Origin of the sequence: Corynebacterium sp. AOP12-C2-36 (assembly GCF_052379185.1) — a bacterium.
Taxonomy (GTDB): domain Bacteria; phylum Actinomycetota; class Actinomycetes; order Mycobacteriales; family Mycobacteriaceae; genus Corynebacterium.
Genome location: NZ_JBQSYJ010000011.1, coordinates 59271 through 73480 on the forward strand (window position 1 = coordinate 59271; position 14210 = coordinate 73480).

Consider the following 14210-nt stretch of genomic DNA (forward strand, 5'->3'; position numbering starts at 1 on the left):
GACATGGTCACCAGAGGACGGACGACAGCACCCAGCGCCAGGCTCACCGCTGCCGACGTCCTGACCATGAGAGTCCGGAGATCCAACGGCGCACCCCAGAAGATCCTCGCCCGTGCCTACGGAGTATCGGAGGCCTACGTCAGCGAGATCGTCCGAGGCCGCACCTGGAAGAACGCAGGTGGTCCGATCCAAGAGAAGAACAGCCAGTACGAGAGGACCTCCGAATGAGAGGAGAAACGCCCATCACAGTCGTGGGAAACCTTGTTGACGATCCGACTCTCCGCTACACCCCGTCCGGTACCGCCGTGGCGAACTTCCGCGTCGCCTCCACACCGCGCCGCTACGACTCCCAGACCAACCAGTGGGTCGACGGAGAAGCCCTGTTCCTCCAGTGCAACATCTGGCGCGCCGCAGCCGAGAACGTCGCCAACTCACTCAACAAGGGAGAGCGCGTCATCGTCACCGGACGACTCCGCCAACGCTCCTTCGAGACCCGCGAAGGCGAGAAGCGCACCGTGTTCGAGGTCGAAGCAGACGAGGTCGGCCCCTCACTCAAGTACGCCACCTGCCTCACCGAAAAGAACCCCCGCAACGGCGGCAACTACGGCGGACAACCCCGCCAACAGGCCCCCAACACCGGACACAGCGCGCCGGGTGGTCAGCAGGCGCCACAGGGCAGCTTCGGAGGGCATCACGCCCCGGATGACGACCCGTGGAACAGTGCCCCGCCCGCCGGGGGATTCGACGGCGGCGAGGAACCGCCGTTCTGACCCATGGCCCGAATAATCTCCCGCCCCGTCCATGACGGGCGACGGCACCCACACCGACACCAGCGCGAGTTCACCCCGCGCGACATCGCCGCGTGGTTCGGGTGCCCCACCTGCCAGCGCGGTCGGCCCCTGGTCCTCACCAGGACGTCCGCTACCGCGATATCCACGATCCTCACGACACTCACGAAAGGAGCGACCCCACCATGAGCCTGAAAGCGATCCTCTGGGTCATGGAATCGGCCCCGGTCGTCAGTCACACCGAGCTAGCTGTGTTGTACGCGCTCGCTGACCGCGCATCCGACGATGGCACAGCCGCTTTCCCGGCACAAGCCTGGATCGCCGAGCGCGCCCGCTGCTCGGAACGTACCGTCAAGCGCCAACTCAAGAACCTCGCCGACCGAGGGGTGATCCGCCCGGGCGAAGAACGGCATGTCGCTTACATCCGCGGCGACCGCCGCCCGCTGGTCTGGGACCTCGATCTGTCCCTGACGAGAACCGCCACGACGGGACAGAATGGCATCCCGTCGACGGACTCCAACGCCCGCACGGGGGGACAACCTGTCACCCCGTCATTCACTCCACGGGGTGACAACGTGGCACCTCGTGGAGGGTTACGGGGTGACAGCCCGGGCAACACGGGGTGTCACGCTGGGTCGAACGGGGTGACAAATCAGGCGCCACGGGGTGACACAGCTATGTCACCCGAACCGTCCTTAACCCCCCTTAAACCGTCCTTTAACCGGAGTGGGGGTCAAGAAGGGGAGGGATCGTTACGGTCTGTAGCGCCCGCGCGCGAATCCACCCCACCCCCCGACATCCCCGCCGAGTGGATCACTGACCCGAGGCGGGCCCGCTGCGCGGCCCACGCCGGAGTCGACGCCCCGCCGCCGTGCCGAGGCTGCGCGACCGCCCGGCACGCCGCCGAGGCCGTCCGGGACGACAACCGGCGCCGGGCCGCCGACGCCGAGGAGCGCCGCCGGGCCGAGCGCGACGCCTGCACCCTGTGCGACGACAACGGCATGACCCCCACCGACGCCGGCCTGATGCGCTGCCCACACGACGAGCCCGCACTCGCCGAGGCCGTCAGCGTCGCTCTCGCCGCCTCGGAGACCGAATCCGACCATGACCCCGCAGACGAGCCCGCCGGGCCGTCTCCGGCGCTACAGGCGTGGCGCAGACGCCGCGAAACCCGAACCGTGCGCTTCGACGGCAAGCACCTGATGCCGGCGATCGACCATGACCCCAACGAGCCGATGCGAGGTACCGCATGACCTTCGGAGATGTGTTCTTCCGAGACCCGCCCACTAGCGAGAAAGCCCGGGTACGCCGCGAGACCGTCGGCATCACCACGCACCAGACCTGGGCGGTCCTCCCCGGGGCTGGTTTGGAGAACCGACTGGCCTGGACGGTCTACCCACCGGGCGCGAAAGAACCGGGAGCGGTTTTCGGCGTCCACAAGGACGCCGTGCGCTATGCCCAGACCCAGACCCGCCGATACCTGGCGAAGAGGTGGTCAGCATGACGACCTGGACGATGCCGCTGTCCTACGACAAGCCCCCGCTTTCGCTCAACGACCGAGGGCACTGGTCCAAGTTCGAGCCACACCGCTACGGGCTACGCGCCGAAGCTCACAAGCGGGCCCGGTCCATGAAGATCCCGCGGGACCTGGAGCACATCACCACCCGGCTGCACTACGTCGCACCAGACGGACGTCGCCGCGACGAGGACAACCTCCTCGCCACCGCGAAACCGCTCTGGGACGGGCTGGTCGACGCCGGGATCGTCGCCGACGACACCAGTGAGTACATGACCAAGCTCATGCCGCGGATCCACCCGAAGGGGACGCCGGCACCGGCTGCTCTCTGGCTGATCATCAGCGACGAGAGGGGAGCGGACCTGTGACCCACCACCTCCGCCCCGGGCTTACCCGCGCCGTCCTCGACGCACACGAGGCCCGCCGGCACATCACCGACCGCACGGTCTATGACGACGGACGACGCCTCGGCCCGGTCCTCGGAGAAGTCCTCGTGGCCCCGGCCGACAGCTCAGACCCCGACGACTTCCGCCAGCTCGGGCGCCTGGAGCCCGACGGCGTCCCCGTCGAGCCCGACGTCCCCGAGGCGTCGTGGATGTGGCGGGACGCCCCGACGATCGATGTCGCCGACACCTACGAGACGACCGTGACCGTCCGCTCAACGGCCAGCCTGCCCGTGAACTTCCTGAACATCATCTTCGGCGTCCCCGCCGGGTGGCTCGTCTTCCGGGGCAAATACTCCGGCCTCTGGTGGTCCGTCCCCGACGACGACCGCACCGAGGGTGACCTGTTCGACACCTACTGCGAGGCCGTGGACTACGCCCTCGAGAAAGCGAGACCCCAGTGAGCAATCACCACCATCAGAAGAACTGCCCGGGCTGTGGTCGCTACACCACCGGTCACGCCACCTACGACACCCACGGCGTCGAGACCTGGCACTGGAAGTGCCTCACCTGCGAACTCGATGGGAAGGCCAAAGCATGATCGAGAACGCCCCGGACCCCGCTGACATCTCCGACGACCCCGTGCTGGTGCTCAGCGCGTATCTCAAGACCGACGAGTTCGCCCAGATCGTCGGCGGACACCACTTCGTCACCAAGGTCGAGGCCTTCGACTGCAGCGAAATGAGCGCTCTGGTCATCCTCGCCCAATCCCTGGGTGATGTCGCCCGACAGGCCCTCGGGGGGATCGACTGCACCGGCAACCCCACGAAGGAATCCAACAAGGCGAGCCTGCTGAAGGTCCTGACCCTGCCCGCCGAAACGCTCGAGTACGGAATGACAGCCCAGTTCATGCACGCCAACGACACCCAGGAGGACCAGTGAACACCCACGACAACCTGAACGACCCGGTCGTCATCGACGACGACGGCATCACCGTCGACGGAAAGCCCCTGCTCGTCGAGAAAGACAGCGTCAGCGTCCTGCAGGACCACGAGCACGGGCTGACCTTCGTCACGCTCACGCTGATCACCGACAACCTCACCATCGAACCCACCAGCGAGCGGGCCAGAGCGCAGGTCACGTTGCGAGGGGATGGTCAGCAGTGAACGAGTTCCGCACCGCGCACTGCCCGGTGCCCGGCTGCGACCGCGGTACCGGCACCCAGGGGCACCGTACGCGCCACCCAGAGACCGACATGTGCCTGCCACACCGCGCGGCCGACCACACCCCACCCATCCGGTCGAAGCACGACCTCGACGCCCTCCTGGAGCACTCATGACCGACCTGCCAGACACCACCGTCCCCGACGGCGTCGGCCACATCGTCGGCGCCATCGACTGGTCCCCGCTCTGCGAGTGGATCCGCGAGCTCCTGGAGACGATCTGTACATGAGCCGCTTCCGCCCGCAGCCGGTCCGGCGCCTGCCGTGGCGTATCCGCGCCGCCCGCTGGCTCGTCGGCTGGCACATCACCCGCGATCACCGCCGCTGCTGAGGCCTCGCCAGGGGAGTGCGGTCGAGGTCCCGGACCCGCACCGGCACCGTCGTCCACGACACCCCGTCGTCCTCGACCACCGCGTCGCACTGACCGCACTCCCAGACCCGGCGGCTACGCCGCCCCTCGCCGCCGGTCCGCATCGGCCGGCACGCCCCCTGCTCCGCCCACGAGTGCCCCGCTGGGCACGCATCCGGGTGAGTCTCCGCCCACACCACGCGACCATCCATCGAATACCCGTTCGACACACTACCCCGAGAGGACGCCATGGGTCGCCTACTCATAATCCAGACCACCCGCTTCGACTGGACCGACGACCAGGATCCCACCGTCCGCGCCACCACGAATGCCCGAGTCGCCTGGAGACGACGCCATGCCCGACGACTCATTGGCCGCGCAAGCCGCCGCGGACACACGGTCGTCGTCCGCGAGCTCGACACCGCCGACATCCTCCGAGAACTCCTGAGACAGGAGACCGACCTGTGACCGCCACCAGCATCACCCTGATCATCCTCACCTGGACCTCGACACTCCTCGTCGTCGCCTGGTGGAACACCCGACGAACAGTCCGAGACCTGACCACCGTCATCGGCCACCTCGTCGATGACCTCGTCGACCGCCGCCAGGAACGGGCCGCCCCCGCACTCCGGCTCCGCGTCGACGAGGACCTGGACGTCCCCGACACCGACACCCACCCCATACCCGACAAGGAGACCACCCCATGCCCGACCACATCCGCGACGCCCTCACCCGCATCGGAAACACCATCCGACGAGCAGCCCGAGACCTCCTCCAACGACTCGCCGACTTCCTCGACCCCGACCCCAAACAGTCCGGCGCTGGCGTCAACGTCACCATCAACCACTCCGGCCCTGGATACCCGCCAGACCTCCAAGCCATGCGAGACCACCACCGACGCACCCGGCGCGCCGGGAGCGCCGGTATCCCCGACGACTTCTACCGGAACAGGTGAGTGATATGAACTCGACGATTCTGGGATTCATTGGGGTAGGGGCGGGGGTTGTCTCGCTGGTGTTGTCTGATGCGTCTGCTGTCACGACTGTGTCCGCGTCGGCGGGGATCGCTGGCGGGGCTTTTATCCTCGGTTCGGATCTGGAGCGGTGGAGCAGTGATGCCTGACTGGCACGGTCGGAATCGCCGTCCGCTGCGTGGCAGTGCCGAGTGGAACCTGCGCGGTGCGATTCACAAGGTCTTTCGCACTCACGGCGGTGGGGTCCAGGTCCTCGCCGTCGACAAGCTCGGCAACGTCGTCACGATCAACATGCCCGCGTGGCAGGCCAAGAACGCCGCCGACGCGCTGGCTGCCGCCGCACAACCGAAGGAGAAACCCAATGCCTAATCCCGAGATCGACCGCCGGTTCGGACACCACTGCATCGAGGAACTCACCCACGCGATCGAGGGGTAGCACCGTGCACTCACATCATGACCTGCCGCCCCGCTGGGACGGCCAGGACGTCGAGTGGGAGACCGGCTGGGAGACCGCGCCACTGTTCCGCTTCTGTCCACCCCAGCCCGACGTCAGCATCTGCGGAGGCTGCGGCAGAGACCGCCGCCCCTCGGTCAAGGTCGGGCGCATCTACAAGACCAGGGCCACCGCAGACATCACCACCCGGCGCGTGCGGAAAGGTCAGCGGTACGTCTGGATGATGCTCACGGCGTTTCGGTGTCCACACTGTGGTGAGACCGAGGTGCTCACCCGCGGGGAGGATGCCTCGGTGCAGTTGTGGGTGCTCGACGAGGGGGACTACACCGACGTCGGTTCGTATGCGGTCAACATTCCGACGCTCCGGACATGAAGAAGCCCCGTCCCTGTTATCAGCAGGAGACGGGGCAGTGTCAGCAGCCAGGCCGCTGGCGGACGCTTTGATGCAGCGCCTCCATCGTAACCCACGCCCTGCGGAAGGGGACCTGCTGCATGACACCTGATGACCTGCGTGACGTCCTGCGTCGTCTCGCTGATCACATCCACACCATCCGCGAGGATCTCCAGGACTCGGGACTGCCGCCGGCATCGGGCACCAGCTCGGGCGCCAGCTCCAAGGCACCCGGCCCGCGAGACCCCTGCAACCTGACCAGCCTGAGCCGCATGGTCGAGGACGTCGAGACTAAGATCTGGGGCTGGTGTGTGAACCTGTCGGACGACCTGTCGCTGCGCCTGGTCGACCATCGAGGCATCCACCTGATCGAGCATGAGGCTCACGGCTCGGCCTGGTGCGCGTGGCTCAACCGGCACCGCGCCAAGCTGCTCGACCGGCCATGGGCCGAGGACTGCGTCGTCGAGCTGTCGGACCTGGAGGCCGAACTGCGCGAGGAGATCCACCCCGCGCCCGCTGCTCGGGCTGTCGACATGCCGAGCATCGTCACTGTCGACTACCTCGTCGAGCGTGGCTTCAAGGCGGCGACCGTGCGGCAGTGGCGCCACCGCGGCATCCTCGTCGAGGTTGGCAGCCAGCTCATGTCCAGCGGCGAGACCATGGTGCTCTACCGTTTCATGTAGCACCGTCGTGACCAGCTGACTTGACAACTGTCACGCTGCCATAGCTACACTGTCGTCAGTGTGATGTGGACCCCGGCCACTCCCTCGACTCTCGTGGTCGACGGTGAGTGGACCGGGGTTTCGTCATGCCAGGGGCGCTGTTGCTGCGCCCCGAGTCAGTCAGTGGATCGTGAGGATTCGTTCGGTCAGGCACCAGCCATGCACGCGCGTGGCTGGTGCCGATCCGTATCAACCCCCACCGAGGACGAGGAGTTCTGTCATGGCAGTACGAGTCAGCATCCCGCACGCTCCGGGCGAAGCGGAGAGTCGCCTCCACTCCGCGGCCGTGGACTACCGCGAGGACAACGGGCTCCTCCTGGTCCGGGGCGAGGACAGGAAGGAGCTCGCCCTGTACAACCGCGGCTGTTGGAACTCCGCCAGCATCATCGGGGACGAGAAGCGCAGCGAGTACGGCGACATCGTGAACCGTGACTGATCAATGGGGCGACCGGGCCGGCAAGGACCTCGCCCGGAAGTTCAAGGCGCACTGCCGAGAGCTCAGTGCCGTCTGCTGGCTGTGTCATCAGCCGATCGCCTACGACGCGCCGTCACAGACCACGGACGCCTTCGAACCCGACCACGCGGTGCCGCGCGACGTCGCCCCGGAGCTCGCCCTCGACTGGGACAACCTCCGCCCGTCGCACTGCTCGTGCAACCGCGCCCGCGGCAAGCGCGACGTGCCCCTGCCCCTCGGCCCGCAGACCCGCGCCTGGTGACCCGGCGCGGGCAGCAGGTGTGAAGCCCAAGGGGGGGCGGTCGAAATCGCGAATCGGATTTCGGGCGGCGAGTGACATGGGGTGGAGGGGCCTCTCTCCCCGTGAGCGAAGGGGGGTCGCGCGCGGATAGAGGGGTCGTCCCGAGAAAGGAGGTCGGCATGTCCGACATCGAGCTGGCCTACGAGGTCTCCGGCACCGAGCCGATGACGGGGAAGATGTACGCCGCAGTGAAGTCCTCGATCGAGCTGGCTGACCACCTCGAGGACACCGACGCCGGTGACATCGCCCTGGCCTACGAGCTCGCCAACGTCATCGACACCGCGGTCGACTCGGGTAATCCCGAGATGATCCACCGGGCGTCGTGCGTGCCGATGCCGACGCTGCACAAGATCCTGACCTCACTGGGGCTCAATCCGGAGGGGCGCAAGAATCTCGGCCTCGACGGCGAGGACGACGACGGGGACTGGTGACGCATGGCGGTTGTGGGAGCAACGGCCCCGCGCCTGTACACCCCGCCGCTGCGAGAGCTCACCGAGGAAACGTCCTGGGGCTACGACGTCATCTGGTTCGCCAAGAACATCCTGCGCGAGCCGCTGACCGAGTGGCAGGAGTGGCTGTCGATCCACGCGCTCGAGCTGCTGCCGCCCGAGCGGATCCGGGAGCAGTACCCGGACCAGCCCGAGCTGTGGGGCGAGGAGCTGCTGCGGTTCAAGACGATCCTCGTCCTGGTCGCGCGGCAGAACGGCAAGACGCACTGGGCCAAGGTGATCTTGAAGTGGGCGCTGTTCCGCAAGCGGCTGCCGTACATCCTCGGCGCCGCCCAGACGAAGAACGACGCCTTCGAGCTATGGGAGGAGGTCCGCGACGAATGCGAGACACACCCGAAGCTGCGCAAGCGCATGAAGCGGACCTCCAACGCCCACGGCTTCGAGGCCCTGCGCTCGCGCACCGGGGTTTACCGGATCGCCGGGCTGGACCGAAACGCCGGCCGCGGCAAGACGGTCAACATGCTCTACCTCGACGAGCTGCGCGAGCATAAGACCTGGACCGGCTGGACCGCGTTGTCGTCGACGACGATGTCGCCGGTGATCGGCTTCAACGTTGCGACCTCCAACGCCGGTGACGCCCGCTCAGTCGTGCTCAAGAGTTTGCGCACCCGCTGCATCAACGCGATCAACTCCGGCGACACGGACGCTGTCACCGTCGGGATCTTCGAGTGGTCCGCTCACCCCGACCTGTCGATCGACGACCGCACTGGCTGGGCGCAGGCCAACCCCGACCTCGGACACGGCCGGATGACCGAGCGCGACGTATCCGCAGAACGGGAGGGCAAAGAGGATGACGAGTTCAAGACCGAGAACCTCTGCCAGTGGGTCGAATCCCTCGACCCTGGCAAGATCCCCCCGGAGCTCTGGGATGCTCTCGCTGATCCGGGCTCTCTCCCGGCTGTCGACGCCCCGATCTACTGCGGCGTCGACGTCGCCACCGAAGGTACCCACTCCCACATCGTCATCGCCGCCCAGCGGCCCGACGGTCGGTGGCACATCGAGGTCGTCGCATCCCGCGCCGGCTACCGGTGGGTCCCCGCCTGGTTGAAAGCACGCGAGGCCACCTGGTTCTCCGGCACCGTCGGCATCCAGGTCAAGGGAAGCCCCTCGAACGCGCTGGCCCCGCTGCTGCGTGAGGCGGGCATCGAGGTCGCCGAGTGGCAGGGCACCGACATGACGTCGAGCGTCCTGGGCTACTTCACCGCGATTCAGGAGCGCAACGTGCGCTGGCTAGGCCGCGCCCCCGACGCCCCGACGACCCCGACGCTGCTTGAGGCCGCCGCCAACGGTGTCAAGGACCGCAAGAGCGGCGACACCTTCATCTGGGACCGCGACAAATCCACCGGCGACGTCACGCCGTTCGTGGCGTCCAACATCGCCTGGTGGATGGGCAACCGCATCGTCGACGAGCAGGAGTCCGCCTACTCCGGCGACGACTGGGACGACGACGACCTGGACGACAACCTCGACGACTTCGACGACGGCGATCTGATGATCGTGTGAGGAGGCCCCGTATGGGACTGCTGGACTACTTCGGGCTGAGCCGCGCGCCCCTGCGCGCGCCTGAGCCCGACGAGCTCGCTGCGCCGATTTTCGCCGGCATCGTCCGCGACATCGACACGATGTCCGTCGAGCAGCTCTGGCGCGAGCAGCCGCACCTACGCACCGTCTGCGACTTCATCGCCCGATCGGTCGCCAGCGTGAACCTGCACGCCTACCGACACGACACCGACGGCGGACGCGAGCGGGTCCGCGGCGAGCCGGTCTCCCGACTGATGAAGAAGGCGTCGCAGTCGATGCTGACCTACGACCTGATCTACCGGTCCCTGATGGACCTGAGCTTGTACGACGAGTTCATCTGGATCGTCGAGAACCATCCCGTCGAGGGCTACCGGATCACGCCGATCTCGCCGACCTGGCAGATCCGCTACCGCTGGCGTGATGCCTGGACCATGCGGTCGATGGTCATGACCGACCCGTCCTCCGGCGAGCAGGTCGAGGTCCCCGCCGAGAAGATGGTCCGCATCCACGGCTACGACCCCTTCACCATGAAGACCGGTTCGTCGCCGGTCGAGGCGCTCAAGGACACGCTGCGCGAGCAGCTCGAAGGCGCGGCCTACCGCTCGCAGCTCTGGAAGTCCGGCGCCCGCCTCGGCGGGGTCATCACTCGCCCGCATGACGCGCCGAAGTGGGACAACAAGGCCCGCGCCCGGTTCAAGGGCTCCTGGCAGTCGCAGTACACCGGTCGCGGCTCCGGCGCCGGCGGCACTCCCGTCCTCGAAGACGGCATGGACTTCAAACCGGCGCACCTCAAAGCGCAGGACGAGCAGGTCGTCGACATGACCAAGCTGTCCCTGCAGACCGTCGCCAGCGTCTACCACGTCAACCCGACGCAAGTCGGACTGCTCGACAACGCCAACTACAGCAACGTCCGCGAGTTCCGGCGCTCGCTGTATGGAGACAGCCTCGGACCGCAGATCAAGCGCATCGAGGACGCCCTGAATCAGTGGGCCCTGCCGATCCTCGGCGTCGATGACGACGTCTACGTCGAGTTCAACCTGGAGGAGAAGCTCCGAGCGAGCTTCGAGGAGAAGGCGGCGGTCACTTCGACTGCTGTCGGCGCCCCGTGGATGACCGTCAACGAGGCACGCGGCATGAACAATCTGCCGCACCTCGACGGCGGCGACGTCCTCGCCAGGCCGCTGAACACAACGTTCGGCGAGGAGGATCCCCAAGCGGAGGAGGACTCATGATCACGATCATCTCCATCGGCAAGAAGTACGACCAGCCGCAGCCCTGCGACATCCACCTCGACGCCACCGAGTGGCCGACCCCGCCGCCGGGGCACCGCAAGGCTGACGGACGGCACCCGGCGATCCAGACCAGCGTGCTCACTCGGAACCCGATCATCTTCGAGCACCTCCTGCTCACCGCGCAGTTCGCCCAGCGACTCGCCCAGGAGCAGGACCAGGTCACCGTCGTCATCGAGTGCTCCGAGGGCATCCACCGGTCCGTCGCCGGCGCCGAGGCCCTGCTGGCCTACGTCACCGAGCTGGGGGAGGAGGCCACGGTGTTCCACCGCGACCTCGGGAGGCGGTCGGCATGACGATCCACGTAGTCGTCGGCCCGCCGGCCGGCGGCAAGTCGACGTTCGTCGAGCAGAACGCCCCGCCGGGCGTGCCCCGGTTCGATTTCGATCGCGTCGCCGACACCGTCGCCGGTGACGAGGTGAAGCACGACGCCCCGCAGGGTGTCGTCGACACCGTCCTGGCGATGCGCCGCGGACTCATGGGCTGGGTCCTCGACGCCGAGACCACCGTCGGCGAGCTGTGGCTGATCAACGCCCGCCCGTCCGACTCAACCATCCAGCGGCTCGCCGGAGTCGGCGCCGAGTTCCACCTCTGCGACCCCGGCGTCGACGAGTGCATAGCCCGCGCCGAGCGCGAGGGCAGACCAGACCACACCATCGACCGGATCAGGTCGTGGTACGACGACCCGCCGGACCTGCCGGGGGAGAAAGGGGGTGAGTCCATGCGCGTCAAGGACATGACCGTCCAGGTCAAGGCGTCGGACGCCGACGACGGCGACGGCGAGTTCTCCGCCTACGCATCGGTGTTCGACAACATCGACAGCTACGGCGACGTCATCCGCAAGGGCGCATTCGCCAAGACACTGCAGGACTGGGAGTCCAGCGGCAACACCATGCCGCTGCTCTACGGCCATAACTTCAGCGACCCGTTCAGCAACATCGGCTCGATCACCAAGGCCGAGGAGGACGACCACGGGCTGAAGATCAGCGCGAAGATCGACCTCGACAACCCGACCGGCGCCCAGGTCTACCGCTTGCTCAAGGAGAAGCGACTGTCGCAGATGTCCTTCGCCTTCGACGTGAAGGAGGGCGGCATAGCCGAGGTCGAGGGCGAGCACGTCTACGAGCTCCGCGAGCTCACGCTCTACGAGTGCTCCGTCGTGCCGATCGGAGCGAACCAGGAGACCGAGATCCTCGCCGTTAAGGCGATGGCCCGCTACCTCGACGCTGCCGGCAAGGGAGCCGTCGACCAACTCTGCCAGGCGCTGTCACCACCTGGCGACAGCAAGCACGACACCGACCCCGAGACCCCGGAGGACACCAAGTCCCCGGGGTCTTCGCATGCCCCGGACTCGGACGAGCCCGCGGAGACCACCGGCCGCACCAACTGGCTGCAGGCCAAATTCGCACTCCTGGAAAGGACCGCACCATGAACCTGAAGGAACAGTACGAGGCCGCAGTCAAGGCGGCCCGTGAGCTTCACGCCAAGTACGGCACCGACATGACCGACGAGCAGTTCACCGAGGTCAAGTCCACTCTCGACAAGGTTGACGACCTGGGCGAGAAGCTGCAGAAGGCCGAGGAGGAGTCCGCCACCATCGACCGTCTCCGGTCGCTCAACCTCGACGGCGGCACCGACGGCCGCAAGAACGCCCACGAGCCCGAGGCCAAGAGCATCGGCGCCCACTTCGTGAAGTCCGCCCGCGACCGTCTGTCCGAGCAGGCCTCCGGACGCCGCATCGAGTTCAGCGCCCCGGAGTTTGACGGCACCAAGGCCGCCGACGACCCGCACAAGACCACCAATCTGTCCGACGAGTTCAACACGCTCTACGGCACCCAGGTCGAGCGCGGCATCGTCAACGCACGCCGCGAGCGCCTCGTCGCCGCCGACCTCATGGGCAGCGCCACCGTCACCCTCCCGACGATCAAGTACTTGGTCGAGAAGGCCAAGCGCATGATCGAGGGCACGCCGGGCACCGTCGCCGAAGGCGCGCGGAAGCCGTACGTGAAGTTCGACGAGTTCGACGTCCGTACGGAGTCGCTGTCCAAGATCGCCGCGCTGACCAAGATCAGTGACGAGATGATCGAGGACTACGGCTTCGTCGCTGACTGGATCAACCAGCAGCTGATCTACGAGCTGTCCGTGGTCGAGGAGGAGCAGCTGCTCCGCGGCGACGGCGCCGGCTCCAACCTCACCGGCCTGCTGCAGCGCGACGGTCTGCAGGACTTCAACATCGACACCGACGACACGTCCGACCAGTTCGACGGCCTGTTCCGCGCGATCCAGATGATCCCGGCAGCGACGAACCTCACCGCCGACGCCATGATGATCAACCCCATCGACTACGCCGAGCTGCGGCTGCACAAGGACGCCAACGGCCAGTACGTCGCCGGCGGGCCCTTCGCCAACGGCCAGTACGGCGTCGGCGGCGTCCTGATCGACCCGCCGGTCTGGGGACTGCGCACCGTCGCCACCAACGCCGTCCCGCAGGGCCGCTACGTCGTCGGCGCATTCCGCCAGGGCGCCACCGTCCTGCGCAAGGGCGGCCTGCGCGTCGACTCGACCAACACCAACGACACCGACTTTGACCACAACCTGGTCACCCTGCGCGCCGAGGAGCGCCTGGGCCTGATGGTCCCGGTCCCGTCTGCCTTCGTCACCGGACAGCTCGGCTCCACCACCGGCGGCGGAGAGGGTGACGGCCAGGGGGAATCCTGACGCCGGGCACCATGACGCTGCCCGGCGTCGGGACCGTACCCACGGCCAACACCAAGTCCAAGTCCAAGAAGAAGTAGGAGGCCACCATGGCTGAATACGACGGAACCAGCTTCCGCAACGACGACCCCGACACCCCGCTCGAGGCATCCGTCCTCAACGACTGGAACGCCGCCACCGTCGACCACGGCAAGCGGATCGAGACCATCGAGAACGCCGACCCACCCAACGACGGTGAGGACGGGCAGGACGGCACCGACGGGAAGTCGGCCTACCAGATCGCCGTCGACAACGGCTTCCAGGGCAGCGAGTCCGAATGGCTCGAATCCCTCAAGGGCCAGGACGGCGAAGACGGGCAGGACGGCAGCGACGCCGCCAACCCCTTCACCGACGACGAGGTCAGCAAGCTCAAGGCCCTCGCCGCAGAAGCAGGCGACGGCGGCGAGTCCGGTGAGTAACCGCCGGCTCTACCGCCTCGACCTCCCCGGCGGCAGCCACGTCTACCGCTACCTCACCGCCGAAGACGCCGCCCGGGACTACCCCGACGCCGTCCTCGACGACACCGAGAAAACCCACGTCCCCATCAACGAGGCCTGGGCCCCGGAGACGAAATAGGAGGTGAT

22 protein-coding genes and 1 pseudogene are annotated in these 14210 nt (G+C 67.2%); all 23 read left to right on the forward strand.

The features are described 5' to 3' along the window. Positions 1–3 precede the first annotated feature (3 nt). Positions 4–228 (forward strand): hypothetical protein, encoded by a 225-nt coding sequence (locus ACT3UN_RS10950; protein WP_444657057.1) that lies wholly within the window; start codon positions 4–6, stop codon positions 226–228. Continuing rightward, on the forward strand, positions 225–770 hold the full coding sequence (locus ACT3UN_RS10955; protein ID WP_444657058.1) for a single-stranded DNA-binding protein: 546 nt from the start codon (positions 225–227) through the stop codon (positions 768–770). Before ACT3UN_RS10950 ends, ACT3UN_RS10955 begins: the two co-directional genes overlap by 4 nt. A 230-nt stretch (positions 771–1000) precedes the next feature. Further along, positions 1001–1162 (forward strand): annotated as a pseudogene (locus tag ACT3UN_RS10960) (helix-turn-helix domain-containing protein); the annotation flags it as partial. Between the two features lie 627 nt (positions 1163–1789). Then, positions 1790–2041, forward strand: coding sequence for a hypothetical protein (locus ACT3UN_RS10965; protein ID WP_444657110.1), 252 nt, complete (start codon positions 1790–1792; stop codon positions 2039–2041). Between the two features lie 247 nt (positions 2042–2288). Further along, positions 2289–2672: a hypothetical protein gene (locus ACT3UN_RS10970; protein WP_444657059.1), complete on the forward strand. Its 384-nt coding sequence runs from the start codon at positions 2289–2291 to the stop codon at positions 2670–2672. Continuing rightward, a complete protein-coding gene (locus tag ACT3UN_RS10975) occupies positions 2669–3151 on the forward strand; it encodes a hypothetical protein (protein WP_444657060.1) in 483 nt (160 codons plus the stop codon). The genes ACT3UN_RS10970 and ACT3UN_RS10975 overlap by 4 nt, the downstream gene beginning before the upstream one ends. Positions 3152–3284: 133 nt before the next feature. After that, positions 3285–3629 (forward strand): hypothetical protein, encoded by a 345-nt coding sequence (locus ACT3UN_RS10980; RefSeq protein WP_444657061.1) that lies wholly within the window; start codon positions 3285–3287, stop codon positions 3627–3629. Continuing rightward, positions 3626–3853 (forward strand): hypothetical protein, encoded by a 228-nt coding sequence (locus ACT3UN_RS10985; RefSeq protein ID WP_444657062.1) that lies wholly within the window; start codon positions 3626–3628, stop codon positions 3851–3853. The genes ACT3UN_RS10980 and ACT3UN_RS10985 overlap by 4 nt, the downstream gene beginning before the upstream one ends. A 654-nt stretch (positions 3854–4507) precedes the next feature. Continuing rightward, a complete protein-coding gene (locus tag ACT3UN_RS10990) occupies positions 4508–4726 on the forward strand; it encodes a hypothetical protein (protein WP_444657063.1) in 219 nt (72 codons plus the stop codon). Next, positions 4723–5217: a hypothetical protein gene (locus ACT3UN_RS10995; protein ID WP_444657064.1), complete on the forward strand. Its 495-nt coding sequence runs from the start codon at positions 4723–4725 to the stop codon at positions 5215–5217. Before ACT3UN_RS10990 ends, ACT3UN_RS10995 begins: the two co-directional genes overlap by 4 nt. A 155-nt stretch (positions 5218–5372) precedes the next feature. Continuing rightward, complete coding sequence (locus ACT3UN_RS11000; protein WP_444657065.1) at positions 5373–5600, forward strand: hypothetical protein; 228 nt, start codon at positions 5373–5375, stop codon at positions 5598–5600. A 71-nt stretch (positions 5601–5671) separates the two neighbouring features. Continuing rightward, the gene (locus ACT3UN_RS11005; RefSeq protein WP_444657066.1) at positions 5672–6058 is read left to right on the forward strand and encodes a hypothetical protein; all 387 of its coding nucleotides are present in this window, start codon (positions 5672–5674) and stop codon (positions 6056–6058) included. A gap of 119 nt (positions 6059–6177) precedes the next feature. Continuing rightward, positions 6178–6759, forward strand: a complete 582-nt coding sequence (locus tag ACT3UN_RS11010; RefSeq protein ID WP_444657067.1) for a hypothetical protein — start codon at positions 6178–6180, stop codon at positions 6757–6759. 259 nt (positions 6760–7018) lie between these two features. Further along, the gene (locus tag ACT3UN_RS11015; RefSeq protein WP_444657068.1) at positions 7019–7234 is read left to right on the forward strand and encodes a hypothetical protein; all 216 of its coding nucleotides are present in this window, start codon (positions 7019–7021) and stop codon (positions 7232–7234) included. Next, a complete protein-coding gene (locus tag ACT3UN_RS11020; protein ID WP_444657069.1) occupies positions 7227–7514 on the forward strand; it encodes an HNH endonuclease in 288 nt (95 codons plus the stop codon). The genes ACT3UN_RS11015 and ACT3UN_RS11020 overlap by 8 nt, the downstream gene beginning before the upstream one ends. Positions 7515–7672: 158 nt before the next feature. Further along, on the forward strand, positions 7673–7984 hold the full coding sequence (locus tag ACT3UN_RS11025; RefSeq protein ID WP_444657070.1) for a terminase small subunit: 312 nt from the start codon (positions 7673–7675) through the stop codon (positions 7982–7984). 3 nt (positions 7985–7987) lie between these two features. Beyond that, on the forward strand, positions 7988–9565 hold the full coding sequence (locus ACT3UN_RS11030; protein ID WP_444657071.1) for a terminase: 1578 nt from the start codon (positions 7988–7990) through the stop codon (positions 9563–9565). A gap of 11 nt (positions 9566–9576) precedes the next feature. Then, the gene (locus ACT3UN_RS11035; protein WP_444657072.1) at positions 9577–10815 is read left to right on the forward strand and encodes a phage portal protein; all 1239 of its coding nucleotides are present in this window, start codon (positions 9577–9579) and stop codon (positions 10813–10815) included. After that, positions 10812–11168 carry a RapZ C-terminal domain-containing protein gene (locus ACT3UN_RS11040; RefSeq protein WP_304042795.1) on the forward strand — a complete coding sequence of 119 codons (357 nt, stop codon included), beginning with the start codon at positions 10812–10814 and terminating at the stop codon, positions 11166–11168. The genes ACT3UN_RS11035 and ACT3UN_RS11040 overlap by 4 nt, the downstream gene beginning before the upstream one ends. Then, entirely contained in the window at positions 11165–12304 is a 1140-nt protein-coding gene (locus ACT3UN_RS11045) for an HK97 family phage prohead protease (protein ID WP_444657073.1), read from the forward strand. Before ACT3UN_RS11040 ends, ACT3UN_RS11045 begins: the two co-directional genes overlap by 4 nt. Next, complete coding sequence (locus tag ACT3UN_RS11050) at positions 12301–13590, forward strand: phage major capsid protein (RefSeq protein ID WP_444657074.1); 1290 nt, start codon at positions 12301–12303, stop codon at positions 13588–13590. The genes ACT3UN_RS11045 and ACT3UN_RS11050 overlap by 4 nt, the downstream gene beginning before the upstream one ends. An 86-nt stretch (positions 13591–13676) precedes the next feature. Continuing rightward, positions 13677–14045, forward strand: coding sequence for a hypothetical protein (locus tag ACT3UN_RS11055; protein WP_444657075.1), 369 nt, complete (start codon positions 13677–13679; stop codon positions 14043–14045). Beyond that, a complete protein-coding gene (locus ACT3UN_RS11060; protein WP_444657076.1) occupies positions 14038–14202 on the forward strand; it encodes a hypothetical protein in 165 nt (54 codons plus the stop codon). The genes ACT3UN_RS11055 and ACT3UN_RS11060 overlap by 8 nt, the downstream gene beginning before the upstream one ends. The last annotated feature ends 8 nt before the right edge of the window (positions 14203–14210 follow it).

What these genes read in the sequence shown, in the direction of transcription:
- ACT3UN_RS10950 (WP_444657057.1), top strand. Translation starts at nt 4, where the DNA reads ATGGTCACCAGAGGACGGACGACAGCACCCAGCGCCAGGCTCACCGCT.
- ACT3UN_RS10955 (WP_444657058.1), top strand. Translation starts at nt 225, where the DNA reads ATGAGAGGAGAAACGCCCATCACAGTCGTGGGAAACCTTGTTGACGAT.
- ACT3UN_RS10965 (WP_444657110.1), top strand. Translation starts at nt 1,790, where the DNA reads ATGACCCCCACCGACGCCGGCCTGATGCGCTGCCCACACGACGAGCCC.
- ACT3UN_RS10970 (WP_444657059.1), top strand. Translation starts at nt 2,289, where the DNA reads ATGACGACCTGGACGATGCCGCTGTCCTACGACAAGCCCCCGCTTTCG.
- ACT3UN_RS10980 (WP_444657061.1), top strand. Translation starts at nt 3,285, where the DNA reads ATGATCGAGAACGCCCCGGACCCCGCTGACATCTCCGACGACCCCGTG.
- ACT3UN_RS10990 (WP_444657063.1), top strand. Translation starts at nt 4,508, where the DNA reads ATGGGTCGCCTACTCATAATCCAGACCACCCGCTTCGACTGGACCGAC.
- ACT3UN_RS11000 (WP_444657065.1), top strand. Translation starts at nt 5,373, where the DNA reads ATGCCTGACTGGCACGGTCGGAATCGCCGTCCGCTGCGTGGCAGTGCC.
- ACT3UN_RS11010 (WP_444657067.1), top strand. Translation starts at nt 6,178, where the DNA reads ATGACACCTGATGACCTGCGTGACGTCCTGCGTCGTCTCGCTGATCAC.
- ACT3UN_RS11015 (WP_444657068.1), top strand. Translation starts at nt 7,019, where the DNA reads ATGGCAGTACGAGTCAGCATCCCGCACGCTCCGGGCGAAGCGGAGAGT.
- ACT3UN_RS11025 (WP_444657070.1), top strand. Translation starts at nt 7,673, where the DNA reads ATGTCCGACATCGAGCTGGCCTACGAGGTCTCCGGCACCGAGCCGATG.
- ACT3UN_RS11030 (WP_444657071.1), top strand. Translation starts at nt 7,988, where the DNA reads ATGGCGGTTGTGGGAGCAACGGCCCCGCGCCTGTACACCCCGCCGCTG.
- ACT3UN_RS11035 (WP_444657072.1), top strand. Translation starts at nt 9,577, where the DNA reads ATGGGACTGCTGGACTACTTCGGGCTGAGCCGCGCGCCCCTGCGCGCG.
- ACT3UN_RS11040 (WP_304042795.1), top strand. Translation starts at nt 10,812, where the DNA reads ATGATCACGATCATCTCCATCGGCAAGAAGTACGACCAGCCGCAGCCC.
- ACT3UN_RS11045 (WP_444657073.1), top strand. Translation starts at nt 11,165, where the DNA reads ATGACGATCCACGTAGTCGTCGGCCCGCCGGCCGGCGGCAAGTCGACG.
- ACT3UN_RS11050 (WP_444657074.1), top strand. Translation starts at nt 12,301, where the DNA reads ATGAACCTGAAGGAACAGTACGAGGCCGCAGTCAAGGCGGCCCGTGAG.
- ACT3UN_RS11055 (WP_444657075.1), top strand. Translation starts at nt 13,677, where the DNA reads ATGGCTGAATACGACGGAACCAGCTTCCGCAACGACGACCCCGACACC.